This is a genomic window from Thermococcus piezophilus (assembly GCF_001647085.1).
Lineage (GTDB): Archaea > Methanobacteriota_B > Thermococci > Thermococcales > Thermococcaceae > Thermococcus > Thermococcus piezophilus.
The window spans coordinates 1,584,506-1,607,608 of sequence record NZ_CP015520.1 but is presented as its reverse complement, the minus strand read 5'-3'; the positions used below and the strand labels follow the sequence as shown (position 1 = coordinate 1,607,608).

At 50.9% G+C, this 23,103-nt stretch carries 21 protein-coding genes and 2 pseudogenes; 12 read left to right on the top strand and 11 right to left on the bottom strand.

Annotated elements, in window-relative coordinates; translation table 11 throughout:
* Window positions 1-5 precede the first annotated feature (5 nt).
* A complete protein-coding gene (locus A7C91_RS08810) occupies window positions 6-215 on the top strand; it encodes a PRC-barrel domain-containing protein (protein WP_068666737.1) in 210 nt (69 codons plus the stop codon).
* 2 nt (window positions 216-217) lie between these two features.
* Here the strand turns inward: A7C91_RS08810 and A7C91_RS08805 are convergent.
* Window positions 218-1,680: pseudogene (locus tag A7C91_RS08805) on the bottom strand (DHH family phosphoesterase).
* 112 nt (window positions 1,681-1,792) lie between these two features.
* On the opposite strand from A7C91_RS08805, the gene A7C91_RS08800 reads away from it, so the two are divergent.
* The 6 genes from A7C91_RS08800 (at window position 1,793) to A7C91_RS11255 (ending at window position 8,200) form a co-directional block, all read left to right on the top strand.
* Complete coding sequence (locus A7C91_RS08800) at window positions 1,793-3,511, top strand: hypothetical protein (RefSeq protein ID WP_068666735.1); 1,719 nt, start codon at window positions 1,793-1,795, stop codon at window positions 3,509-3,511.
* Window positions 3,512-3,680: 169 nt separating this feature from the next.
* Window positions 3,681-4,550 (top strand): DMT family transporter, encoded by an 870-nt coding sequence (locus A7C91_RS08795; protein ID WP_068666733.1) that lies wholly within the window; start codon window positions 3,681-3,683, stop codon window positions 4,548-4,550.
* A gap of 288 nt (window positions 4,551-4,838) precedes the next feature.
* A complete protein-coding gene (locus A7C91_RS08790) occupies window positions 4,839-5,411 on the top strand; it encodes a CBS domain-containing protein (RefSeq protein WP_068666731.1) in 573 nt (190 codons plus the stop codon).
* A 208-nt stretch (window positions 5,412-5,619) separates the two neighbouring features.
* Window positions 5,620-6,813, top strand: a complete 1,194-nt coding sequence (locus A7C91_RS08785; RefSeq protein ID WP_234394357.1) for a hypothetical protein — start codon at window positions 5,620-5,622, stop codon at window positions 6,811-6,813.
* 107 nt (window positions 6,814-6,920) lie between these two features.
* Window positions 6,921-7,961 (top strand): ABC transporter substrate-binding protein, encoded by a 1,041-nt coding sequence (locus A7C91_RS08780; RefSeq protein ID WP_068666727.1) that lies wholly within the window; start codon window positions 6,921-6,923, stop codon window positions 7,959-7,961.
* 65 nt (window positions 7,962-8,026) lie between these two features.
* Window positions 8,027-8,200 carry a hypothetical protein gene (locus A7C91_RS11255; RefSeq protein ID WP_199920017.1) on the top strand — a complete coding sequence of 58 codons (174 nt, stop codon included), beginning with the start codon at window positions 8,027-8,029 and terminating at the stop codon, window positions 8,198-8,200.
* 366 nt (window positions 8,201-8,566) lie between these two features.
* Here the strand turns inward: A7C91_RS11255 and A7C91_RS08775 are convergent, their stop codons facing one another.
* From A7C91_RS08775 to A7C91_RS08745, 7 genes and pseudogenes are all read right to left on the bottom strand, one after another.
* On the bottom strand, window positions 8,567-9,625 hold the full coding sequence (locus A7C91_RS08775) for an iron-containing alcohol dehydrogenase (RefSeq protein ID WP_234394356.1): 1,059 nt from the start codon (window positions 9,623-9,625) through the stop codon (window positions 8,567-8,569).
* Between the two features lie 341 nt (window positions 9,626-9,966).
* Window positions 9,967-10,472, bottom strand: a pseudogene (locus tag A7C91_RS08770) (4Fe-4S dicluster domain-containing protein).
* 5 nt (window positions 10,473-10,477) lie between these two features.
* Entirely contained in the window at window positions 10,478-11,536 is a 1,059-nt protein-coding gene (locus A7C91_RS08765; protein WP_068666725.1) for an FAD-dependent oxidoreductase, read from the bottom strand.
* Window positions 11,537-11,541: 5 nt separating this feature from the next.
* Complete coding sequence (locus A7C91_RS08760; protein ID WP_234394355.1) at window positions 11,542-11,925, bottom strand: 4Fe-4S dicluster domain-containing protein; 384 nt, start codon at window positions 11,923-11,925, stop codon at window positions 11,542-11,544.
* The gene (locus tag A7C91_RS08755) at window positions 11,925-12,416 is read right to left on the bottom strand and encodes a 4Fe-4S dicluster domain-containing protein (RefSeq protein ID WP_068666721.1); all 492 of its coding nucleotides are present in this window, start codon (window positions 12,414-12,416) and stop codon (window positions 11,925-11,927) included. Before A7C91_RS08755 ends, A7C91_RS08760 begins: the two co-directional genes overlap by 1 nt.
* Window positions 12,417-12,418: 2 nt before the next feature.
* Window positions 12,419-14,461: a formate dehydrogenase subunit alpha gene (gene fdhF / locus A7C91_RS08750; RefSeq protein ID WP_068666719.1), complete on the bottom strand. Its 2,043-nt coding sequence runs from the start codon at window positions 14,459-14,461 to the stop codon at window positions 12,419-12,421.
* A gap of 32 nt (window positions 14,462-14,493) precedes the next feature.
* On the bottom strand, window positions 14,494-15,462 hold the full coding sequence (locus A7C91_RS08745) for a formate/nitrite transporter family protein (RefSeq protein WP_199920016.1): 969 nt from the start codon (window positions 15,460-15,462) through the stop codon (window positions 14,494-14,496).
* Between the two features lie 393 nt (window positions 15,463-15,855).
* On the opposite strand from A7C91_RS08745, the gene hydB reads away from it, so the two are divergent.
* The 5 genes from hydB (at window position 15,856) to A7C91_RS08720 (ending at window position 20,504) form a co-directional block, all read left to right on the top strand.
* On the top strand, window positions 15,856-16,959 hold the full coding sequence (gene hydB / locus A7C91_RS08740; RefSeq protein ID WP_068666716.1) for an NADPH-dependent hydrogenase/sulfhydrogenase 1 subunit beta: 1,104 nt from the start codon (window positions 15,856-15,858) through the stop codon (window positions 16,957-16,959).
* Entirely contained in the window at window positions 16,956-17,831 is an 876-nt protein-coding gene (gene hydG, locus A7C91_RS08735; protein ID WP_068666714.1) for an NADPH-dependent hydrogenase/sulfhydrogenase 1 subunit gamma, read from the top strand. The genes hydB and hydG overlap by 4 nt, the downstream gene beginning before the upstream one ends.
* Before the next feature lie 10 nt (window positions 17,832-17,841).
* Window positions 17,842-18,630, top strand: coding sequence for an NADPH-dependent hydrogenase/sulfhydrogenase 1 subunit delta (gene hydD, locus A7C91_RS08730; protein WP_068666712.1), 789 nt, complete (start codon window positions 17,842-17,844; stop codon window positions 18,628-18,630).
* Window positions 18,630-19,910, top strand: a complete 1,281-nt coding sequence (gene hydA, locus A7C91_RS08725) for an NADPH-dependent hydrogenase/sulfhydrogenase 1 subunit alpha (RefSeq protein ID WP_082872021.1) — start codon at window positions 18,630-18,632, stop codon at window positions 19,908-19,910. The genes hydD and hydA overlap by 1 nt, the downstream gene beginning before the upstream one ends.
* A 132-nt stretch (window positions 19,911-20,042) precedes the next feature.
* Window positions 20,043-20,504 (top strand): hydrogenase maturation protease, encoded by a 462-nt coding sequence (locus A7C91_RS08720; protein ID WP_068666708.1) that lies wholly within the window; start codon window positions 20,043-20,045, stop codon window positions 20,502-20,504.
* 8 nt (window positions 20,505-20,512) lie between these two features.
* Here the strand turns inward: A7C91_RS08720 and A7C91_RS08715 are convergent, their stop codons facing one another.
* The 3 genes from A7C91_RS08715 to sufC form a co-directional block, all read right to left on the bottom strand.
* Window positions 20,513-20,806 (bottom strand): hypothetical protein, encoded by a 294-nt coding sequence (locus A7C91_RS08715; protein WP_068666706.1) that lies wholly within the window; start codon window positions 20,804-20,806, stop codon window positions 20,513-20,515.
* A gap of 111 nt (window positions 20,807-20,917) precedes the next feature.
* On the bottom strand, window positions 20,918-22,255 hold the full coding sequence (smsB, locus tag A7C91_RS08710; RefSeq protein ID WP_068666704.1) for an SUF-like minimal system protein SmsB: 1,338 nt from the start codon (window positions 22,253-22,255) through the stop codon (window positions 20,918-20,920).
* A complete protein-coding gene (gene sufC / locus A7C91_RS08705) occupies window positions 22,248-22,994 on the bottom strand; it encodes a Fe-S cluster assembly ATPase SufC (protein ID WP_068666702.1) in 747 nt (248 codons plus the stop codon). Before sufC ends, smsB begins: the two co-directional genes overlap by 8 nt.
* Window positions 22,995-23,103: the final 109 nt, after the last annotated feature.

The following is a 23,103-nucleotide window of genomic DNA, read 5'->3' as shown; positions in this document are numbered from 1 at the left end:
TTAGAATGGTGATGCGCCTCTCGAGGCTCTACGGAAAGCAGATTTACAACACCAGGGGCTACTATGTCGGCTACGTCGACGAGGTCCTCATTGAGATAGACAAAGGACGCGGGAAAATCCTTGCCCTCGGACTGCCTGGCGAGAAAGTCGGCGTTCCCTACGATAGGGTCACGGCGATAGGCGACATAATCCTCGTAAGGTCAAAAGAAGAGTGAGGCTAAGCCTCTTTAACTTTTAATGCCTCAAGGAACTTTTCCGTTATTGCCTCTTCTGCCAGCCTTAGAAGAGAGCTCTTGTCCTTGGCTAGCTTGAAAATCCCGAGGGGAATCCTCGCACCACCGGACTGGGCATGGCCACCGCCACTTCCGATGTCGCCAAAGGCTTCCCTGAGAACTGCCCCGATATTGACCCTGACGTCGCGCGTTCTGGCTGAAATCTCAATCCTGTCGTCAACGATGCCGAAGACGAGAACCGTCGTTATTCCCTCCAGCCTCAGCAGGAAGTCCGCCGATTCTGCTATGGCGTCGCGGTTGGTGATGAACCCAACGTTGGAAATAACCACGTTCTTGTAGATGCGCCTGTTCATTATGGCCTTTGCGAGTATCTCGCAGTCTCAGTGGATATGTCCGGGTGCTCTATCTTATCGAGGAGCTCATAGTCCACCTTCTCGGCTAAGAACTCAATGGCCTTCAAATCGACATGACTGAGTTTGGAGAACTTTTTGGTGTCGATATATACGCCATAGAACAGAGCCGTCCCGAGGATGTGGTTAACCGAGATGTTGAGCATCCTCAGATATTCTGCCAGTATTGCGGAGGAGGAATAGACCTCGGGCCTTATGTCAAGGAAGGCATCCTCGGGAAGAAGCTCCTGAAGGTGCTGGAGGATTTGATGATGGTCGATGAGAACTTTTATCTTTTCGTAGTCACTCTGGTCGAGTATCGTCAGGTTTCCATTGGGCTGACAGTCAACGAGGGCTATGAAGGGGTAGCGCCTCAGCTCATAGGAGCCGCGGGATATTTTCCTGAGCTCTACTCCGAGGAGGTTCACAAAGGCCCTGTTCTCGTGGTGGGTTATCTCGCCACCGTAGACTATCTGGGTCTTGAATCCGAGTGTCCGAGCTATGACGCTCAGGGCTGTGGCGCTTGCTATCGCGTCTGGGTCAGGGTTGTCGTGTATGACAATGAGAATGGAATCCCCCTCGTTCCGAAGCTCCTTGAGCTTCTTGACGAGAAGGTTGGCGTTTTTCTTTTCTCCGAGCATCCCAACTGTCCTTACCATTGCATCTTTGAGTGCAGCCCTTGGAGAGATCGCATAGTCCACTTTGACCTCTGCCTCAAACTCCTCATTTATCTGAGAGATGAGTTCATCAAGGCTTATTTCGTCAGGTAAGACAGTCAGAATAGGAATTTCTTTGTTGTTTGTATGTATGACGTAGACGGTTTTTTTGATTGTATCGACGTTCATCGTCGTGATTATAGCCATCTCGGCTCTCTCAATTCCAGCTTTCAGGAGTGTAGCTGTGTATGAGAAATCACCTTGAATTACCTGAAAACCGCTCTCTTCAAGGGCCTTAGCCCGAAGCTCGTCTTTTTCAATGATTATAATCTCAAATTCCCCCTTGAGAGACTCAGCTATTGAGCGGCCGATTGCGCCACCCCCGAGTATCAGCACCCTCATGTTTCTCACCTTTTGCACGATAATGTTTAAATATAAGCGCTAATATACTAAGACGGTGAATCCCCTTGGGATTTCTTTGATAGAAGGATATATATAGCTAATGGTGATGAGGATGCAGCTGCCAAACAAGCAACCACTCATGGAGAACGTTGTAGTAACTTCGGTAGGGGAACTGGGAGGCCCCATACAAAAAGCTCTCTCTGAGGGAAGCGGAGCGTTTCTTAAGATATTCGCCAAGGACGCGAGCGGAAAGTACTACGTTACTGTTCTCTTTGACAGATCCAAGATCTTGGCTGCAGAATGTCTGCTGGTGGACAAAAAGGAGAATCTGGTCGGGGAAGAAGTAATTAGACTGTTGAAGTCATTCATTGGTAAACCCTTGGTCGTTGATGTTTATGCCCTCGATGATCTGGAAATAAAGCTGTCGATAGCGGATAACGTTGATGTATACGTCCAGACCCCGAAGATTCCACTAGACGAGCTGTTTAAGGTGAAAGCTCCCCCTGAGAAACCAACAAAGAGGGAGGAAGTAGCGGCCATAGCTGCAGCCGAGGCTGCCCCTGTGATACCAAAGCCAACCCCCATCGAGGAAGTTATGGAGAAAAAAGTTAAGGAGAAACTTCGAGAGGTTGCAAAGGAAGGGCCAAAACCCGCCCCAGTAACGAAGCCCGAGGTTATCATTAACTTAACGGGAGGGACCATTCCCGAGAACGCGTTCCAGATATATGCAGAGGACCTCCTAAAGGAGGCCAAGAAAATAAAAGGTCTCAGAATCCACAGGATTGAGTTCGATGCCAACATTGGTGAGGGTGTCGTTTACCTCAACGTTCACATCCAAGGTTCCTCGGACGGAAGCGCAAGGGATATCGAGATAGCGGAGAAGAGAATGCTCCACGCGGTCAGCAAGTATGCTCTAGTTCTCCTTAGAGAAGCGGAGATTAAGCCAATAATCAGGGACGTCAGTATTGTCATTGACGGTGAGGAGTTCAAACCTCAGGAGATAGTTGACAGGGACAAAAAGAAGACTGGCAACGTTACGAAGGACGGGAGGATAACCCTCTCAGTTCTTGAAGATGTCTGGCCGTACTTCAGTGCCTACGCCAGGACTGTCATCACCGAAATAGAGAGCGCCGAGATAAGGATCAAGAAGGCCCACTTCGACGTAAAGGGACGTAGGGAATTTGAAATAAACCTCTCTATGGCGGCGGAAACGAGAATGTCAAAAGACGAAGTCAGGAGAATCGTGAAGGATGTTCTCAGCAGACACGCAAGGGAGCTCAGCAGGAGCATAAAGAGGTATATAACAGTTCACAACATCGAGATCGAAATTATCACTCCCGAAGTTACGGCATCTTCCACTACCCACGCTGCCACAGTCGGCACTTCAAGCAAAACCGCCGAAATCCTTGCCAAAAAGGCACTCCTTGAGAAAGAAGTTGAACAGCTCCTCAAGCAGGCGGGGATAGAAGAGCTCTCAGCACTCACGGAAGAGAAAAAGAAGGAAGCTGAAGAAGCAATGCTCAAGAGCCGCATAGAACCTGCTGTAGAAACCCTCAAGAGCAGGATACACGCTGAGCTCAAGCTCGTTCCGAGGGTCACCTTTAAGTGGCTCAAGATGAACCACGAGGTCAGGGGCTCGACTGTCTACGTTGACATCGAGGCTAGCTTCCTGAGAGAGAGCGTTGGGGGACTCTTCGGCTCATTCTCTGGGGTCTCCGACGATAGGATACGCAGGGACGTTGCGGAAACTATAAACAGGGTTATAAAAGAAGTCTCAAGGGAGCATGGAATCGGAATGGTCCTTCGGAAGCTCAACGTTATTATCCACTGATTATTTCAATCTTTTTCAGCACTCAAGATCGTCATCATCCTGACGTCAGTTCTGCCGAGGTCATCATCTATGTTACCATGGCTGGGCCCCCTTATAACATTGACCCCGCTGACTTTTAGTCCGTCATCGAAACGTTAAGTTTTTAAGCTGAAAGTTTCCCGATGGATACATGAACACCTTAATCCTCGGCGTTCTCGCGGCGCTTACCTCGGCGTTCTCCTGGGCAGCCTCAACGATACTGATAAAGGCAGGCATGAGGAACAAAAGCCCAGTGGCCGTCAATATATTCCGCCTCTACATCGTTTCCGTAATGTTCGCGGTCATATTCCTGTTCAACGGCACGTTATCGCAAATAGAATCCCTTTCCTGGAAGCTTCTTCTGGTAGCGTTCTTTTCCGCCCAGTTCGGCTTTGTCATAGGGGACTACTTCTACTTCAACGCCCTCAATCTCATGGGTGTCTCTAGAACAGTGCCGATAACCTCGACCTATCCCCTCTGGACGATACTGTGGACGTTCCTGTTCCTTGGAAGGAACATCAGCCCCCAGGTGTTACTTGGAGCGATATTCGTAGTTGCGGCAATAATAGTCGTCAGAAAGGCCGAGGAAGAGGAGCACCTGAACCCCAAAGGCTTCGTCTTCGCCCTCCTCGCACCGCTCTCCTGGAGCTTCGCCATACTCACTATGGACTGGCTCACCGGGAGTATGGACGTTCTTACTTTAGCTGGAATCAGGATGATGTTCGCGGCCATCGGAGTTTCGCTGTTTCTACCGAGATACGGTTCCGAGCTGAGAGAGATAACGAAGCGCGAGGCGACGCTCCTCATAGGTGCCGCAATCAGCGGGCTGATGCTCGGGCAGTACCTCTTCGTCTACTCCGTCAATCTCGTCGGCTCCCAGATAGCGGCGCCAGTTTCCGCCATAAACCCAATCATAGCCTCGGCCCTTGCAATCCTGCTCCTGAAGGAGCCTCCAAACAAAAGGATAATAGAAGGTCTCGTTCTGGCCGTTCTTGGGGTCATCCTGATTTCCACCGCATGATTCGCTAACCTTTTTAAGGCTTTTGAATATAGAGAATACTGCCGACAGCGAGGGTACAATCGTACCCTCGTGGGGCTCGGACGAACCCGCACCCCCAACGCGTCGGGTTGGGTGAGGGGGCTGTGCTCACGCCGAGCCCACAAGGCCGGTGCATCCACCCGCGCGAGCGAATGAACGCGGGCCTCTGTCGCCGGCCCACAGCTTTTCCACCCTCTTCTAAACCGTAAAACGGTGCTCTGGACAAAACTTATAACCCAGAAGACTACAGTCAATAACTGGTGGTTATTTATGGTGATAATACCCCGCCCCATAGACCCCCGAGAGATAAGGCGAATTCGAAAGGAATTAGGAATAACCCAGGAGGAGCTCGCCGAAAGGGCAGGAGTGACACAGGCTTACATAGCTAAGCTTGAGGCGGGAAAGGTCGACCCCCGGCTGTCCACGTTTAATCGAATTCTTCAGGCCCTTCTCGAGTGCAAAAAGGCCCAGCTTAGGGCTAAAGATGTTATGTCCTCCCCGGTCATCTCCGTCAAGCCTTATGAGAGTGTGGAAAACGTCATAAAGATAATGAACGAGCACAACATTTCTCAGATTCCGGTGATAGCTGGCAACAAGGTCGTTGGCTCGGTTACAGAGCGAACCCTCATCAGGCAGAGCCTGGAGTACGAGGACATCTACGACAGGAAGGTTATGGAGGTTATGGAGGAGCCCTTCCCGATAGTCAGCGAGGACGAAGACCTAGAGGTCGTGAAGTATCTCTTAGAGGAACACCCGGCCGTTCTCGTCCAGGACAAGGAGGGAAGAATGACGGGGATAATCGCGAGGGTTGACATATTCAGGATTGGGAAAGAAAAAGAGTAGTCTTCATCTCTCTTTTTGCCCGAGTTTTTGGAAAAGCTCCCCCAGCATCGTGATATCACCACATTTTTGAAAAGCCTCTTCAATGGGAGTATATTCTTTCCCAACTTTTTACGTTTTTAGACTTTTGAAGGCGTCTGCATGAAAATGTTTTTATCGTCCACACACAAACATCTACAAGATTAGTTGCCCCATAATGGGGGGACGGATTGTGAAAAAGGTGTTATTTCCCATGGTTCTAATCCTCATCGGGGTCTTCTCCCAGTGCGTCGGGGCAACCACAATAGCCGTTGATATATCGCACGATGAAGGAACGATTGCACTGGTTGCCTCGATAGTTGACCCAACGACGGGTAAGATCGTGGCGGAGGGGATTATTCCGACCCTCTCCTGGTACGACTGGTCGTACTTCGGATACGAGCCAGAACTGGAAAACGCAGGCGTAACGAGGTTGGGAGATGCCATAACCTACGACGCCCTGAAGGACGTGGACATGCTGATAATCGGCCAGCTTGGGGAAGGGCTTTCCCAGGAAGAGATAGACGCGATAGTGAAGTGGTTCTCCGAGGGTGGAAAAGTCCTATGGGTGGCAGGGGATTCGGACATCAAAACCGGTGCCTACATCCAGGACAACGCAAACCGGCTCCTCGCGGCAATTCCAAATGCCAGGCTCAGGTTTGACTACGCGACAGCCACCGACACATTCAGCAACGCAGGAAAAAGCACTTACGTAGCCGGCTACGTCAGAGTGGACCTGCACACCCCAGACGCTTCAATCCTCAACCAGGGCTACCACTCCGAGGTCGGCAAGGTGCTGTTCCACGAACCGGGTGTTCTGGCATGGGTTGATGAGAACGGCAAGTGGCATCCCCTTATCGCCGGGGAAATCCCGGAGGGAGTATACAGAATAATCACCACGAGCGGCAACGGCATGATAGAGGACTACTCCGCCCCCGAGCCAATGGCATACAGGACATGGGAAAAGGGCCTCTTCACGCTTTTAGCCGTGGAGTTCGTAAAGCTCCCGAACGGAAGGGAGAGCCTTCTTATCCTCAGCGTCGAGAGTCCCTACGGGAGCCCAGTGCCTATCTGGGTGAACCGCTATGGTCCCTACCTGTTTGACGGCCAGCAGTTCGTCACAAATCTCCTCCGCTGGGCTACCCTGCAGGCCTCAAACCTGAAGCCAGAAGAAGAAACGATTACACTAAGCACCACGGCGACCACAGGTACCACAACCACAACGACAACAACATCCACAATCACTCCAACTTCGATGGTTGGTGCAACTTCATCCACCACAACAACAGAAGACTCCGGAGGAATCCCAGCGTGGGGCATCGGCCTCGTCGTTGTTCTACTCCTGGGGGCCGTTATCCTTGCGTTTCTCATGATGAAGAGGCGGTGACTGTTCTTCTTTACTTCCCCACATTTTTCTCAACCTGGCCAAAATATCCAACAAGCTTATATACCACCACCCCAACCACTCATGGACAAATAATCCAGGTGATACCAATGAGGCGAACCGCGGTGATTTTGTTCCTCGTTCTGATGCTCGGAGCTGTGGTGGCATCGGGATGCATAAGCTCCACTGAGACCACCACAACTTCAAGTACCACCTCGCCAAGCACCGAATCTCCCGCCACTACAACGAGCACAATGACAACAACCACTACCACTGCAACCGAGACACAGTATTATCCAATCACAATAACAGACTTCGCCAACAGGACGGTTACCATTGAGAAAGAACCCCAGAGAATAGTCTCCCTCGCACCGAGCATTACAGAAAGCCTATTTTACATCGGAGCCGGTGATAAGGTGATTGGAGTTACAGACTACGACGACTTCCCGCCCGTGGTCAAGAACATCACGAGTGTTGGGGGCTACGGTCAGTACGCCAACATTGAAGTCATAGCGTCCCTTAATCCAGACCTCATCCTCGCGGACAGCTTCTCCATGGTAATACTGGACGACCTAGAAAAGATAGCACCGGTCGTCATCATTGACCCCAAGAATCTCACAGACATATACAGGGGCATAGAGCTCCTTGGCAAGATAACCAACCGTGAAGAGCAGGCCAAGCTCGTCGTTGCTGACATGGAAGCTAAAGTGAACTACATAACCTCAATAGTGGCCAACCAGAGCAGGCCCAAGGTGCTCTTTATTACATGGTGGAACCCGCTCTATGTTCCAGGCAACGGCACCTTCCAGAACGACCTCATAGAGCTTGCGGGAGGAGAAAACATATTCGCTGATGTGAGTGGCTGGGTGCAGGTCAGCATCGAGCAGGTTCTAGAGAGAGACCCCGACGTGATAATACTATCCGCCCACGCAGGCATCACCGCGGAAGAGCTCTGTAGCACCGAGCTCGCGAACACCAATGCAGTCAAGAACGGCATGGTTTTCACAGTCAGCGACGACAACCTCGTCTCAAGGCCCGGACCGAGGATAGTCTACGGATTAGAGGAAATTGCTGAGTTCCTGCACCCGGAGCTCTTCAACTACCAGCCACAGCCACTTGTCTGCAACGCAACTTCTTCGGCATCTGGCTGAGCCTTTCCTTCTTTTTCTCTTGGCAAAGGTTAAAAACCATCCCCCCAACGTTTTTCGGTGATACTATGGAGAGAAAGACGTTTTATCGCTTGCTGCTTGCCGTCGTTCTTGTCCTCACGTTCATATACACATTGGGACTTATAGGAGTGGTTCCCTTCGAGATGAGCTATTACATAACCCTGTTCATGGTGATGCTTTTCATCTATCTCCGCTTTGATGCAAAGGCGAGGGGAGACTGAGATGCCCTTCGCTTGACGAGCAAAGCGCGTTGAGAAGTCCTATTAACCCCCTGTAACCTCAAAATTGGGCCCTTGGCCTGGTAGGCTGGAGAGAAAATCGTGAGGAAGAATAATGATTGCTCGCGCTTGCGATTTTCATACACGGCTCGGGGTTTAGAAACCTTGCCAATAACTAAAACTGCATCATTGTTTTGTGAGAACACGGAAGACCACAATGACCAAGAGAACTCAAAATTGAAAAGATGGAGGTGAAGCAGATACTTCACTTGCTAAGCGGATAGAGTGAGTCGCGGTAGATGGCCGCGACAGTCTTCCTGGTAGCCTCGATCGGGGCAAGCGAGAGCAACAGGTCGAGGCTCGGGGTGGTCATGGCGAGTTCGGTGAGCTTGTCAACGTCTCCTCGGTGAATCCTACGTCGGTGAGCTTCTGAGTAATTCCGATGTTGAAGAGCCACTCTTCAACCCTCTTTGCAACGAGCTCAGCCTCTCCCGGGACCCCCTTGGCCTCCGGGACGAGCGGCCTGTAGACCTCGGCGAGTACCCTGGCGGTGGCCGGGTAGATGTGCTTGATAACCGCCGGCAGGAGCATGGCGAGGCCGAGTCCATGTGGAAGGTCTGGCTTCACGGCGCTGAGCGGGTGCTCGAGGGCGTGTGTGAAGTGGAGCAGGCCGTTGTCGAAGGATATGCCCGCTATCGCGGAGGCGTAGAGCAGGTAGTACCTAGCCTGCAGGTTGTTCGGGTGAGACAGGGCCTCCGGGAGGTAGTCGAATATCAGCCTGGCGGTCTCCTGGGCTAGGAGTATCGAGTACGGGCTGGCGACCTTGGTGGTGGCGGCCTCGGTGATGTGGTTGAGCGCATCAATGGTTACGTAGCGAGTCTGGTCGGCTGGAAGCTTGGTCATGAGGGCGGGGTCATCAATCGAGTAGAGCGGGTAGATACAGTCGTAGGCTATGGCCGGCTTATACTCCTTCTCAGGAATCGAAGCCACCGCGAACCTGTCAACCTCAGTTCCGGTTCCGTGGGTAGTGTTCACGGCTATGATGGGCTTGGCCTTCGTTGGGGTGAACTTAAGCTCGTAAAGGTCCCTGGCAGTCTTGTCGGTGTAATCCAGCAGAATCGCAACGCTCTTGGCGCTGTCTATTGGACTTCCGCCACCAATGCTAATAACGGCCTGGGCTCCGAACTCTTTACCGAGCTGAGTGGCCTCATCGACCATATCAACGGTCGGGTTCGGGCCGACCTTGTCGTAGTGAACGTACTCAATGCCGTACTCCTCAAGGGCGGGCTTGACAACGTCCCAAGCGCCACACTTCTTGTATGAGCTCTTTCCAGTGACGAGGATGACCCTGCTTATGCCGCGGTTTTCCTTGAGGTCCTTAGCTATATCGTGAAACTTGTTAATAGCTCCAACACCAAAGTATGTCATGGATCTGCAGCGAAGTTCGAACACCTGATTTATGGGGATCTGGGACTCCCACAACATTGTACATCCCTCCAAATGTGTTCATTTGTAGTTATTTCGGGTAGGATAAAAACCTTTCTACAACAAGAAATGCATAACCAATAGTTTTTAACAAAATATCTAATAAAATCTAGTTTTTTTAACTAAAATGACAAACAAAAGCATAAAACTATTACGGAAATTATATTACATAGACTTGTTTTCTTTTTTGAATAAACTAAAACGCTTAAATTTAACACACAGGACTTTCAGGTCATACCTGTGGGTTCTAACAAAACAATAAAAAGGTCAAAACAGATGAGTAATTAAAGCATCCTCCCAACACCTTCCATGTCTACGGCAGCTATCATCTCGCGTGCTATCCTCTCGGCAGTCCTGCGTCTTATCCTGTCCTCGACCTCTTCGGGCTTTCCAAAGAATATTGCCTCTGCGGGACACATCTCGGCACAGGCAGGTTCCATGCCAAGCCTTCTCCTGTCGGCACACATATCGCACTTCGTGACTGCCTTAGTCTTGACGTCAAAGCTCGGCACGCCAAACGGACAGACGGCAAGACACATGTAGCAGCCTATGCACCTGTCAGGGTTTATTATGATGGCTCCGTCGCTGTCGCGGTAAATTGCACCTGCAGGACAGACGTCTATACAGGGTGCCCTCTCGCAGTGGCGGCAGTTTATTGGAATCGGAAGTCCGGTGACAGTGTAGTAAATCCTTATGTTGGGCTTGCCACCATGAGGAAGTCACAGACTGCCTCACACGTCTCACCGCCAATACAAAGGCTGTAATCAACGTGAAGGATTCTCTTCGTCATTCCCATCACCTCCCCATCAGCCACATGTGCATGGCCTCAGCAGCATACAAGCCATCCTTAACAGCCTTACCAACCGTTGACGGGCCTAAAACAACGTCTCCTGCGGCAAAAACACCTTCCCTGCTCGTCATGTGCCTATTATCAACTACGATCCTGCCCTTCTTATCGACGGCTATATCGATCTCTTCTGCGAAGGGTGGAGTGGGGCTCTGACCGACGGCGAAGATGACATAATCCACGTCTATCTGGAAGTTCGAACCTTCTACTGGAACAGGCCTCCTCCTGCCGCTCTCGTCGGGTTCACTGAGCTTGGTCTTCACCAGCTCCACAGCTCTGACCTTTCCGTTCTCACCTATTATCCTGACCGGCATCGTTCTCTCCAGCCACTTCACACCCCTCTGCTGGAGGAGGTTAATCTCATAGGCCCCCGCAGGAGCCTCCCTTATCGTCCTGCGGTAACTGAGGTACACCGTATCCGCTCCGAGGAGAACGCTCTCCAATGCAGCATCGACGGCTGTGTGACCAGCACCAACGACCAGCACTTTCTTACCCTCTACTAGTGCGACCTTGCCCCAATCCATGTGGCCGAGCTTGGCGCTCTTTATCCTAAAGAGGTACTCGAGGGCCGGGAAGACACCCTCAAGCTCCTCTCCCTCCATGTTTGGAATCCAGCACTTCCATGTTCCTGTTGCTATTAGTACAGCATCGTACTTCTCCACGAGTTCCTTGAAGTCTACCCTGTTCTCAACGAACTCGTCTCCTGATTCTCCTTCCAGATTCCCAAAGTACACTTTGGTTCTGGTGAAGAACTTGACATTGTAGACCCTTTCTAATTCTTCATAGCCTTCTCTAACGCGGTATATTGGAATCCTTAACTCTGGTATGCCAAATAGCATTAATCCTCCAGGCTCCGGCAACTTGTCGTAAACATGAACCTCATGACCTTGGCAGACAAGGTAGCCAGTTGCCGCCAAACCTGCCGGTCCGGCTCCGATAATGGCTATTTTCTTCCCAGTTGGTTCTGGTCTTTCCCTACACAGGAACGCAAACCTCATCCCGCTCATACTCATCACCCCAGGTAAGCCTCATATTTGTTGGCAACACCAAACAGCCTTTTCCTCTTGCAGTTATCACAGAGAAAGGCAATCTCTGGGTTTTCACCCAGCTCAATCAGCTTTTTTGCAAGATACTCGGCTTCCTCCTTCACGACGTTGAGCCTTTTCCCGCAGATGACACAGTAGGCAAACTCAAAGACCAGTCCCACTTTGTCCGGCTTCCCTTCCAGCGCCCCCATTGGACAGGCTTCGTTACACTCAAAGGAGCATTCTTCGCATTTCTTCGAGTCGAAGACTATCCTCCTCACACCATCTTCAAAAACTGAAATGGCCGAGTGGGGGCAGGCCTTTGCACAGACCCCGCACCCCACACAGAGCCCCACTTTCAGCACCGCCATCACCCGAAGTAGGCGAGCGTTTCAACCGCTTTCCTCTGGGCTTCGACGATGCGCTCAGCCTTGCGCTTCCTCTTCTCCTCCATCAGCTCGTTGAGGTCGGCGTAGATTATCGCATCAGTTGGGCAGACCGCAGCGCAGAACGGACCTTTGCCCTCCTTCCTTCTTTCGGCACATAGGTCGCACTTCACAGCCAGCTCTTTTATCGGGTCAACTATAGGAATCGCGTAAGGGCAGACAGCTGAACACATGTAGCAGCCGATACACTTAGACCTGTCTATCACAACTGCGCCATCTTCGTCGCGATAGATGGCCTTCGTCGGGCAGACTTCGATACACGGAGCCTTCTCACAGTGGCGGCAGTTGAGGGGAACCGCTATGTCCCTGAACTCATAGACCGTGATGAATGAAATTCCATGCTCTTTCTCACAGGCCACCTCGCAGGCGCGGCAGGCAATGCAACGCCCGAGGTTTATGAACAGCTTTTTCTCCATCTTCAGCACCCCCCGATCTTCTCCACCCTACAGGCGGCCACCTTCAGCTCAGGAATCTTCGCCTCTGGATCGAGGACATCGTTCGTGAGTATATTGGCCCCCCAGTGCCATGGAACTGCGATCACTCCTTCCGAGACATCTTCAGTAACGACCGCCCTGCAGGTGTAGCTTCCACGTCTCGTAACTATCCTTATCACTTCACCATCCTGTATACCCAGCTTCTCTGCATCTTTCGGACTTATCTGGGCGTACGGGCTGGACCAGCGCTTCTTCAGGCTCTCACTCCTGTTGCTCATCGTAAGTGTGTGGTACTGGCCGACGATGCGGAATGTCGTCAGTATGAATGGGTACTCCTCATCGGGCTCTTCTGCAGGTGGCTTGAACTCTACGGGGATTATGTTGGCCTTTCCGTCGGGGGTGGCGAAGCGCTCGACATGCAGCCTCGGCGTTCCAGAATGATCCTCGCTCGGGCACGGCCACTGCACACCCATAACCTCTCGCTTGAGCCTATCAGGGGTTATCCCACGGTACTGCGGAGCAACGAGGGTTATCTCCCTCGTAATATCTTCAACGTCTGAGTAGTCGAACTTTGGCAGGCCGAGAGCCTTTCCAAGCATCGTCAGTATCTCCCAGTCCGGTTTGGCTTCTCCCGGCGGCTCAATAGCCTTGAAGTTCCACTGGACGCGCCTCTCGCTTGCGGTAAATGATCCTTCCTTCTCGGCATATGCGGCTGCTGGGAGCACGTAGTGAGCCAGCTCGGCCGTTTCGGTGAGGAATATATCCTGAACAACAAGAAGTTCGAGGTTCTTGAGAGCCTCGATAACGTGCTTTGTGTTCGGATCGCTCATGACCGGATTCTCGCCCATTATGTAGAGTGCCTTCAACTCGCCTTTAGCAGCCGCATCAATCATCTCTGGAATGGTAAGGCCCGGCTTCGATGAGAGATCTTCAACGCCCCAAATTTCTGCCATGTACTTCCTCTTTTCGTCGTCAGTTACCTTCTGATAGCCTGGAAAGACGTTTGGCAAGGCTGCCATGTCACATGCTCCCTGAACATTGTTCTGACCGCGCATCGGGAAGAGACCTGTTCCTTCTCTTCCGACGTAGCCACAGATCAGAGCCAGATCAGCGAGGACCTTAACATTGGCCGCCCCAGTGACGTGCTGCGTCAGTCCCATTGCCCACATCACGATGCCCCGTCCGGCAGTGGCAAAGGTTATAGCGGATTCTCTGATAAGCTTGGCGGGGACACCGGTTATTTCCTCGGCGTATTCTGGCGTGTACTTCTGGACAACTGCTATGAGCTTCTCAAAGCCCTTCGTCCGGTTCATGATGAACTCCCTGTCATAGAGCCTTTCTTCAATGATGACGTGCATCATAGCGTTGGCTAGGACTATGTCCGTTCCAGGCTTAAGCTGGAGGTGCATATCGGCGAACCAGACAGTCCCCGTCTTCCTCGGATCTACGACGATTATCTTGGCTCCGTTGTCCCTCGCGCGGAGGATGTAGCGCATGAGAACCGGGTGGGTTTCTGACGGGTTGTATCCCCATATCAAGAGTACCTTAGCCTTGGGTATGTCTGTGTAGGAGCCGCTCTGAGCGGCAGCGCCAACCGTCTGAGCAAGACCGACAACCGTTGAGGCGTGACAGAGCCTCGCGCAGTGGTCGACGTTGTTGGTGCCCAGAAGGCGGGCTATTTTCTGCAGGAGGTAGTTCTCCTCGTTGGAACAACGGGCACTTGAGAAGAAGCCTAACGTATCCGGCCCGTACTTCTCGCGTATCTCCAGAAGCTTTTCAGCAATCTCCTTTATCGCCTGTTCCCAGTTTATCTCGACTAAGCCGTTTTCAGTTCTCTTGAGCGGCTTTTTCAGCCTATCTTTGTGTCTGAGGAAGTCAACGGCGGCGACACCCTTTGGACAGAGCTTTCCTTCATTAACACCACCAGGATACGGCTCTATTCCTATGGGCTGCCCGTTAAGAGTCTTTATGTAAAACCTGCACCCCATCCCACAGTATGGGCACAGGCCAATCTTAAACTCCTCCATCCGCACCACCGCCCCATCTTCATTTTGAACCTTCACAGCGCTCTCCTTACTAAATATGTCATCACAACTCCATAGACACTTATGATGAGTGGCACAAGCCATGTGGCAATGTTTCCGAGACCGCTGAGGGCGTAGGCTATTCCCGCTGGGATAGGCACTATGATAAAGACGAAGAGTGCCAGCACCTCGACGAAGTCAATCAGCTCTTTAATGGCATTTCTACCGTCAGCGAGGTACCAGTGGTAGAAGCCCACAAAGAGGAAGCCCCCAATGGCATTTCCTATCGTGACTGGGATTATGTTGTGGAAGAACTGGACCCAGCTTATCGCACCGTCCGAGGCAAATATGCTGGCGCTTATGGCCCACATATTGGCTATGCTGTGCTCAAAACCTATGGCAACGAAGGCGAAGATCGGGAACCAGGTTACGATTACCTTCCCGGCAGTGTCTTTGGCGCGAATGTAGAGCCATATCACCACGTTCACAAGCCAGTTACAACCTATTCCCAGCCAGAGGGCCTTCCATGGGGTGAGCGCCACTTTGTAGTTGCCAATGCCTATCAGAACGTCCTTGAACAAACCACCTGCCATGAGCCCCGTTCCGTAAACTGCCAAGAATGCCACGAAGACCGAGCCTACGAAATTGCCCGTGTAGCTGCCGATCCAGTTGTAGAGCACATCCTTAATGCTCGCCCTGCCCGTCATTTTCGAAAGTGTTACTATATGGGCGTTGCCCGTCCAGAGATCCGCACCGCCAAGAAGGACGGCTATGAGACCGACTGGGAAAACTGCACCCAGAAGCAGCTTGAAGAGAGATAGGTTTGGGAAAGTGCCCAGCTTTGGATGGAAGCTTGCACTAGCGACGATGGCAAAAATGAATCCAAAGGCTATGTATGCACCAGCCATGAAACCCGCAAAGAGCAGCCTTGATGGAGTGGCCTTGGTCTTAACACAGCCAACGTTTGAGCATACATCCACGGTCTCATGAACATCATACAGCACGAGTGAATTATTCTATGCCATCCCCGCCACCCTGCATTAAATGTCCTAAGATGTTCATTTAGGTGTTAAATGAATTTGCTTAAAAACGTTTTTTTAACGGCCTTTTCCAAACTAAAGGTTCAACACTGTTTCATTAGTTGATTAGGAACTTTATACGACTATAGTGGCGTGGAATAAGTTATAATGGTTTATATTGTTCTCGGAACCGCTAAAAGGGACACCATCACGTCTAAAATTTTTGTTATCTCTAAAATTCTAAACTAAACAAAAGAGTTTTAACCTTTGGTTTACAATTTCCAGGTTTAAAAACGCTTTTTTATCTATCTACCAAGCCAAGACTGAGGGGACAAACATGAGCACGCGTAAGTTTATGTCCATTGGGGGGATGGTAATATGAGATACGTCAAGCTTCCAAAAGAAAATACATATGAATTTTTAGAAAGACTAAAAAACCTCGGAAAGCTGTACGCCCCAGTGAAAATTTCCGATCAGTTCTATGATTTTAGAAAAATTGACGACGTCAGAAAGATTGAATTCAACTACACGAGAACTCTGATGCCGCCGAAGAAGTTCTTCTTCCCACCAAGGGAGAAGATGTTCGAGTTCAGCATCTCAAAAGCAGAGTACAGGGAAGTAATCCCCGAAATCGAGCCCTTCGTCATCTTCGGTCTCCACGCCTGCGACATCTACGGTCTGAAGATACTCGACAGCATATACCTGGATGAGTACCCTGACAAGTACTACAAGGTCAGGCGTGAAAAAGGAATAATCATCGGTATAAGCTGCATGCCAGATGAGTACTGCTTCTGCAACCTGCTAAGAACTGACTTTGAGCATGACGGCTTTGACCTGTTTTTCCACGAGCTTCCCGATGGCTGGCTGGTGAGGATCGGAACTCCCACGGGCCACAGGATAGTTGACAAGAACATCAAGCTGTTTACCAAAGTCACATCCGAGGACATCTGCGCCTTCAGGGAATTTGAAAGGAAGCGTGCCAAGGCATTTAAGTATCACGAAGAGTGGGACAACATCCACTATCTGCTGGAGCTCGAGATGGAGCACCCACTCTGGGAAAAAGAGGCAGATAAATGCTTTGCCTGTGGCAACTGCAACACCGTCTGTCCAACCTGCAGGTGCTATGAGGTTAGGGACGTCGTGAATATTGATGGCGACACAGGCTACAGGGAAAGGCGCTGGGATTCGTGTAAGTTTAGGAGCCACGCGCTCGTGGCTGGCGGTCACAACTTCAGGCCTACCAAAAAGGACCGCTTCATAAATCGCTATCTCTGTAAGATGTCCTTTCACTGGACGCTTGGAATCAACTTCTGTGTCGGCTGTGGAAGGTGTACCACCTTCTGTCCGGCTGGCATTGATTTCGTGAAGAACCTCAGAATTATAGCTGGATTGGAGGACCCAGCCTGCCCGTCTGAGTTAAGCGAAGAAATCCCGAAGAAAGGTTTTGCATACGCCAACAATGTGAAGGGTGAGGACATATGAGCGAGTCCAACGTCTGCCTCTGCCATGACAATCCGTACGCCCTTGACAAGGTCAAAGTTCTCAGGGTGTACTCACTGACTGAGAAGGAGAAGCTTTTCCTGTTCAGGTTTGAGGATCCAGAGATAGCCGAGAACTGGACCTTCAAGCCAGGACAGTTCGTCCAGCTCACCATTCAGGGTGTTGGAGAGGTCCCAATAAGCATCTGTTCATCACCTATGAGGAAGGGATTCTTTGAGCTATGCATAAGGAAAGCAGGAAGAGTTACAACCGTTGTCCACAGGCTCCAGCCTGGCGACACCGTCTTAGTGAGGGGACCCTACGGAAACGGCTTCCCAGTGGACGAGTGGAAGGGCATGGACTTACTCCTAATCGCTGCTGGCCTCGGAACTGCCCCGCTCAGGAGTGTCTTCCTCTACGCTATGGACAACCGCTGGAAGTACGGAAACATAACCTTTATCAACACAGCCCGTTATGGAAAGGACCTCCTCTTCTACAAGGAGCTTGAGGCCATGAAAGACCTTGCCGAAGCCGAAAATGTCAAGATAATCCAGAGCGTTACGCGCGACCCAGACTGGCCAGGCCTGCATGGGAGGCCTCAGAACTTCATAGTTGAAGCCAACACCAACCCAAAGAACACCGCCATAGCCATATGCGGCCCGCCGAGAATGTATAAGGCAGTCTTTGAAGCGCTCATAAACTACGGATACCGCCCGGAGAACATCTACGTGACTCTGGAAAGAAAGATGAAGTGCGGAATAGGTAAGTGTGGTCACTGCAACGTCGGAACGAGTACCTCATGGAAATACGTGTGTAAAGATGGCCCCGTCTTTACGTACTTTGACATAGTCTCAACCCCAGGACTGCTTGATTGAGGTGGTAGAAATGGCAGGGAAAATTAGGATCGGGTTTTACGCTCTCACCTCATGCTACGGCTGTCAGCTTCAGTTCGCCATGATGGATGAAATAATTCAGCTCCTCAATAAGGCCAATATCGAGTGCTGGTTTATGATAGACAGAGACAGCGACGAAGATAGAGACGTTGATATAGCCTTCATCGAGGGCAGCGTTTCAACAGAGGAGGAAGTCGAGCTTGTAAAGAAAGTTAGGGAGAAGGCAAAAATAGTCATCGCGGTTGGCTCCTGCGCTGTTCACGGAGGAGTGCAGAGCTGGGCCAATGACAAGAAGCTCGAAGAGCTTTGGAAGACTGTTTACGGCGATGCCAAAGTAAAGTTCCAGCCGAAGATGGCTGAGCCTGTTGAGAAGTACATCAAGGTTGATTACAAAATCTACGGCTGCCCGCCGGAGAAGAAGGACTTTCTCTACGCCCTTGGAACCTTCCTCGTCGGCTCGTGGCCGGAGGACATAGACTATCCCGTCTGCCTCGAGTGCAGGCTGAAGGGCAACCCATGCATACTCATAGAAAAGGGCGAGCCATGCCTTGGACCAGTGACTGTAGCTGGTTGCGACGCAAGGTGTCCGAGCTACGGAATAGCGTGCATAGGGTGTAGAGGTGCTATAAGTTACGATGTTGCATGGTTCGACTCACTGGCCATGACATTCAAGGAGAAGGGCCTCACTAAGGAAGAAATCCTCGAAAGAATGAAGATTTTCAACGCACACAATCCAAAGCTTGAGGAGATGGTTAACAAAATTTTTGAGGAGGGAGAATGATGTACATACCAATTACTGTTGATCACATTGCGCGTGTAGAGGGAAAAGGTGGAATCGAGATAGTCATGGGCGACGAAGGCGTTACGGAGGTCAAGCTCAATATCATCGAGGGTCCAAGGTTCTTTGAGGCGATAACCATAGGCAAGAAGCTTGAAGAAGCCTTGGCCGTTTATCCAAGAATTTGCTCCTTCTGTTCAGCAGCTCACAAGCTCACCGCCCTGGAGGCTGCTGAGAAAGCGGTAGGCTTCACCCCTAGGGAAGAGATTCAGGCCCTGAGGGAGGTCCTCTACATAGGCGACATGATAGAGAGCCACGCACTTCACCTCTACCTCCTCGTCCTGCCGGACTATCTCGGCTACTCCAATCCACTCAGCATGATAGATGAATACAAGAAGGAAATCGAGATAGCCCTAAAGCTCAAGAACCTCGGCTCGTGGATGATGGACGTTCTTGGAAGCAGGGCGATCCACCAAGAAAATGCTATCTTGGGTGGCTTCGGAAAGCTCCCCGATAAAACCACACTAGAGGAGATGAAGGAGAAGCTCAAGGAGGCACTTCCGCTGGCAGAATACACCTTCGAGCTCTTTGCAAAGATGAAGCAGTACAAAGAGGTGGAGGGTCCGATAATCCACATGGCAGTTAAGCCGAGGGGAGACGTCTACGGCATCTACGGAGATTACATCAAGGTGAGCGACGGTTTCAAATTCCCAGTTGAAGAGTACAAGAAGCACATAGTTGAGAGGGTTGTGGAGCACAGCTTCGCCAATCACAGCTTTTACAACGGCGAAAGGCCATTCATGGTCAGTGCAATTTCAAGGATAGCCAATAACGCAGAGCTGCTCTACGGCAGGGCCAAAGAGCTCTACTCGCAGTATAGAGATCTTCTACAGCCAACCAACCCCTTCACCAACAACCTCGCCCAGGCACTTGAGCTCGTCTACTTCATAGAAAGGGCCATAGACCTAATCGATGAAACTCTCGCTAAGTGGCCGATACGGCCGAAAGACGAGGTGGGGATAAGGGACGGAAGGGGAGTAAGCTTCACCGAGGCACCGAGGGGACTGCTCGTCTACACGCTCGAGATCAAGGACGGTAGGGTGGCTTACGCTGATATAATAACCCCAACAGCGATGAACCTGGCCATGATGGAGCACCACGTCAGGATGATGGCTGAGAAGCACTCTAACGATGAGCCGGAGCAGCTCAAGCTCCTCGCGGAGATGGTTGTCAGGGCCTACGACCCGTGCATCTCCTGTTCAGTGCACGTGGCGAGGCTTTGAGCTTTTCCTCTTTTTTGTCTTGGCACTCGAAGCGTGATTATTATAACCGGGTTCGAAAAAACATAACACTGAAAGGCCACCAAAAGACGCTGGAAGCGTTATCATCTAAAAAGTAGACAAGGAGGGAAATCTATGAGCACGCTCATCTTAGCTCTAGGAAACGAGCTGATGAAGGATGATGGAGTGGGCTTAAAGGTCGGCAGGCTTCTGGCGGAAAAAGGTTACAACGTTATCGAAGTTGGCACTGACATATTCAGGCTCCAGAGCCATTACAATGGAGAGGAGAGGCTCATAATCATCGACGCCATACTTAGTGAAAGGTTTAAGGCGGGAGAAATAATCCACGTGAGCGGCGATGAGGTCTTCGAGAAGCTGAAAGCTGAAATCAGGAGCGCGCACTTCATGGGGGCAATAGAAGGGCTCAAACTCCTCATGGCACTCGACGAGAGGCTCGCCAACGTTGAAATCCACTTCATTGGGGTCGTTGCGAAGGAAATTGACCTTGGCATGGAGCTGAGCGAGGAAGTAAAGAAGGCCCTTCCGAAGGCTGCTGAGCTTGTTGAAGAACTGGCCAAAAATGAATTCCACAGTTAAAAATGAAGTCAGCCGAAGAGGAGCTCAAGCTCCTTCTTCATTATGCTTCTGTTCATCGCGAGGTGGATTATAATTAGGAACATCATTATTATGCCGTACTGGGACCTGAGCTTGAGAAAATCCAGCTGGGTCATTCCTAAGAAGCTCCCGGCTTTGCTGGCGATTATTGTCCCGACGGTTATGAATATCACACCAAGGAACATTACGAACAGAAGCAGCGAGAAGGCGGCCTTTATCTTCAGCTTCTTCCTAATTTTTGGGTTGTTCTTTGCCTCTTCAAACGCTTTAGCCATTAGATCCATATTATCACCCACAAAAGAGACGAAGAGCCATTTAAAATTCTTAGTTCGGATTCACAGGGAAAAAAACGACTAAAATTAGTGGATATAAGAAACAAAGAGAAAAATCTTCAGTCACATTCCACCGCTCACTGCCATCTCGATTATTTTCCTTATCTCGATGAGGAATTCCATTGGGATGTCCTTGAGCATCGGCTCGAGGAAGCCCTTGACTATCAACTGAGTCGCCTTCTCCTCGCTCAGGCCGCGGCTCATAAGGTAGAAGAGCTCCTCTTCGTGGATTTTGCCTATAGCGGCTTCGTGGCTCAGCTCGGCATCGTCAACCCTGCTAACCAGACCTGGATATGTCTCCATCACTGCTTTGTCGCTCATCACCAGGGCATCGCAGCTTATGTGTCCCTTGGTTCTTGGCGCTTCGGCCACTATCTTGCCCCTAGTTATGACAGTGCTCTCGTCCATTATCACGGCCTTGCTGGCGTTTATACCCGCGGCTTCCCTTCCCTGGAGGTACATCTCGCCGCCAAGGTCAACGTACCAGTCCTTCTGGCCGAGGATGATTCCGTTCAATTCAACGTAGCCGTTCTCCTCAACCCAGTACTTGGGATTGGCTATGTTGCTCCTCCCCGTTCCGAGACCGACGGTGGTGTTGATGAAACGGGCGTTCTTTCCTATTCTAGCTCTCGTCATTGGCCTAGTGTGAACGTACTCAGGCCAGTTCTGGAGAACCGTGAGCTGGACCCTTGCGCCGTCGCGTATATACGCCTCCGTCATGTCGAGGTGAAGGGAGTGCTTAACTAAAACGGGTGCTGTACAGCCCTCAATGAGGTGGAACTCCGTGTTGGGTTCGGCGATGATTATTATGTGCGGGGCCTGGGCTAATGCGCTCTCCTGTATGAGGAAGAACAGGTGGAGCGGGAAGGGAACCTTTAAGCCTTCCTTGACGTAGAGGAAGATACCACCGTTCCACACTGCCGTGTGATAGGCTGCCAGCTTGCTCTCGTTGGGGCTGAACATCTGGAGGAAGTGCCTCTTCATGACATCTGGGTACTTCTTCACTGCCTCCTCCATTGGAAGAACTATGAGGCCCTTCTTCGCCCACTCCTGGAGGAACTGGTTGTAAATTATTCCAGTGTCTGTCTGAACGGCTAAACCGGCAATATACTTCTGCTCGACCTCGCTTATGCCTAGCCTGTCGAGCAGGGCCTTCATCTCTGGAGGGAGGTCATCGAGGCTCTCTATGTGCTCGGGGAAGCCCTCTATCTCTGGCTTGGCTATGAACCTCAGCAGTTCGTCCTTGCTAATGACAGGGTCATTGTGAGGGGCCTTCTCGAAGGCTTCCAAGCCTTTGTACCTTATGCGCGTCATCCATTCCGGCTCTTTGTTCCTCCTAGCGAGGTTCTCTATCTCCTGCGCTATGATCTCCTTGGCTTCATGAAGGGTTACCTCACTCATCGCAACCACACTCCTCGAAAAGTCTCTGGAAGCCTTTCTCTTCAATCTCCTTCACGAACTCGCCTCCCTTTTCTAGCACTACCCTGCCGTCCTTCATTACGTGAACACTGAACGTGCTTGGGTCGAGGTGCTGGAGGATTCTTCCATAGTGGGTTATCAGTAGTATCGCCGTCCCTTTTTTGTGGAGCTCCTCGATCTTTCTGCTTATCACACTGAGCGAATCCACATCAACGCCACTGTCAGGCTCGTCGAGAATTAGGAGCTTCGGCTCGAGAAGCAGTGCCTGGAGGATTTCAAACCGCTTTCTCTCACCACCAGAGAAGCCGGCATTAACGTATCTCATGAGGTCATCTTCTTTGAACCACAGTTCCCTGGCGGTTTCCACTATCATATCATAAGCTTCAGCAAGGTCAATTCCCTTGACTTCCGCGAGAACCTGCTGAAGGAAATCTATTATTTTGACTCCTTCAATCTCTTCCGGATGCTGGAATGCGAGCATTATGCCCATTCTGGCCCTTTTATAGGGAGGCATATCGGTTATGTCCTTGCCATTGAAGAGTATCCTACCCTCCCTGACCTCATACCTCGGATGACCAGCAATGGTCAGCGCGAGGGTGGATTTTCCAGAACCGTTGGGGCCCATGATGACATGAAAGCCCTCATTATCCACGGAAATGTTCACACCCTTGAGAATCTCCCTATCTCCGACAGTGACTCTGAGGTTCTCTACTTTGAGCACTCTCCCACCTCCTAGGTTACCTCGATTGGCCATTTTTTAAGTATTTCTGGCCAAAGATGTAGAAGATCATGGAAAGAACGTCCTTCCGCAAAATAGATTAAAAACAAGG

Bases quoted from the DNA above. Each gene is read 5' to 3' on its own strand.
- A7C91_RS08790 (WP_068666731.1), top strand. From the start codon at position 4,839: ATGGTGATAATACCCCGCCCCATAGACCCCCGAGAGATAAGGCGAATT.
- A7C91_RS08780 (WP_068666727.1), top strand. From the start codon at position 6,921: ATGAGGCGAACCGCGGTGATTTTGTTCCTCGTTCTGATGCTCGGAGCT.
- hydD (WP_068666712.1), top strand. From the start codon at position 17,842: ATGGCAGGGAAAATTAGGATCGGGTTTTACGCTCTCACCTCATGCTAC.
- smsB (WP_068666704.1), bottom strand. From the start codon at position 22,255: ATGAGTGAGGTAACCCTTCATGAAGCCAAGGAGATCATAGCGCAGGAG.
- A7C91_RS08765 (WP_068666725.1), bottom strand. From the start codon at position 11,536: ATGAGCGGGATGAGGTTTGCGTTCCTGTGTAGGGAAAGACCAGAACCA.
- A7C91_RS08755 (WP_068666721.1), bottom strand. From the start codon at position 12,416: ATGGAGAAAAAGCTGTTCATAAACCTCGGGCGTTGCATTGCCTGCCGC.
- A7C91_RS08775 (WP_234394356.1), bottom strand. From the start codon at position 9,625: ATGACATACTTTGGTGTTGGAGCTATTAACAAGTTTCACGATATAGCT.
- fdhF (WP_068666719.1), bottom strand. From the start codon at position 14,461: ATGGAGGAGTTTAAGATTGGCCTGTGCCCATACTGTGGGATGGGGTGC.
- A7C91_RS08795 (WP_068666733.1), top strand. From the start codon at position 3,681: ATGAACACCTTAATCCTCGGCGTTCTCGCGGCGCTTACCTCGGCGTTC.
- A7C91_RS08720 (WP_068666708.1), top strand. From the start codon at position 20,043: ATGAGCACGCTCATCTTAGCTCTAGGAAACGAGCTGATGAAGGATGAT.
- hydB (WP_068666716.1), top strand. From the start codon at position 15,856: ATGAGATACGTCAAGCTTCCAAAAGAAAATACATATGAATTTTTAGAA.
- A7C91_RS08760 (WP_234394355.1), bottom strand. From the start codon at position 11,925: ATGGCGGTGCTGAAAGTGGGGCTCTGTGTGGGGTGCGGGGTCTGTGCA.
- A7C91_RS08810 (WP_068666737.1), top strand. From the start codon at position 6: ATGGTGATGCGCCTCTCGAGGCTCTACGGAAAGCAGATTTACAACACC.
- A7C91_RS11255 (WP_199920017.1), top strand. From the start codon at position 8,027: ATGGAGAGAAAGACGTTTTATCGCTTGCTGCTTGCCGTCGTTCTTGTC.
- A7C91_RS08800 (WP_068666735.1), top strand. From the start codon at position 1,793: ATGCAGCTGCCAAACAAGCAACCACTCATGGAGAACGTTGTAGTAACT.
- A7C91_RS08715 (WP_068666706.1), bottom strand. From the start codon at position 20,806: ATGGATCTAATGGCTAAAGCGTTTGAAGAGGCAAAGAACAACCCAAAA.
- hydA (WP_082872021.1), top strand. From the start codon at position 18,630: ATGTACATACCAATTACTGTTGATCACATTGCGCGTGTAGAGGGAAAA.
- hydG (WP_068666714.1), top strand. From the start codon at position 16,956: ATGAGCGAGTCCAACGTCTGCCTCTGCCATGACAATCCGTACGCCCTT.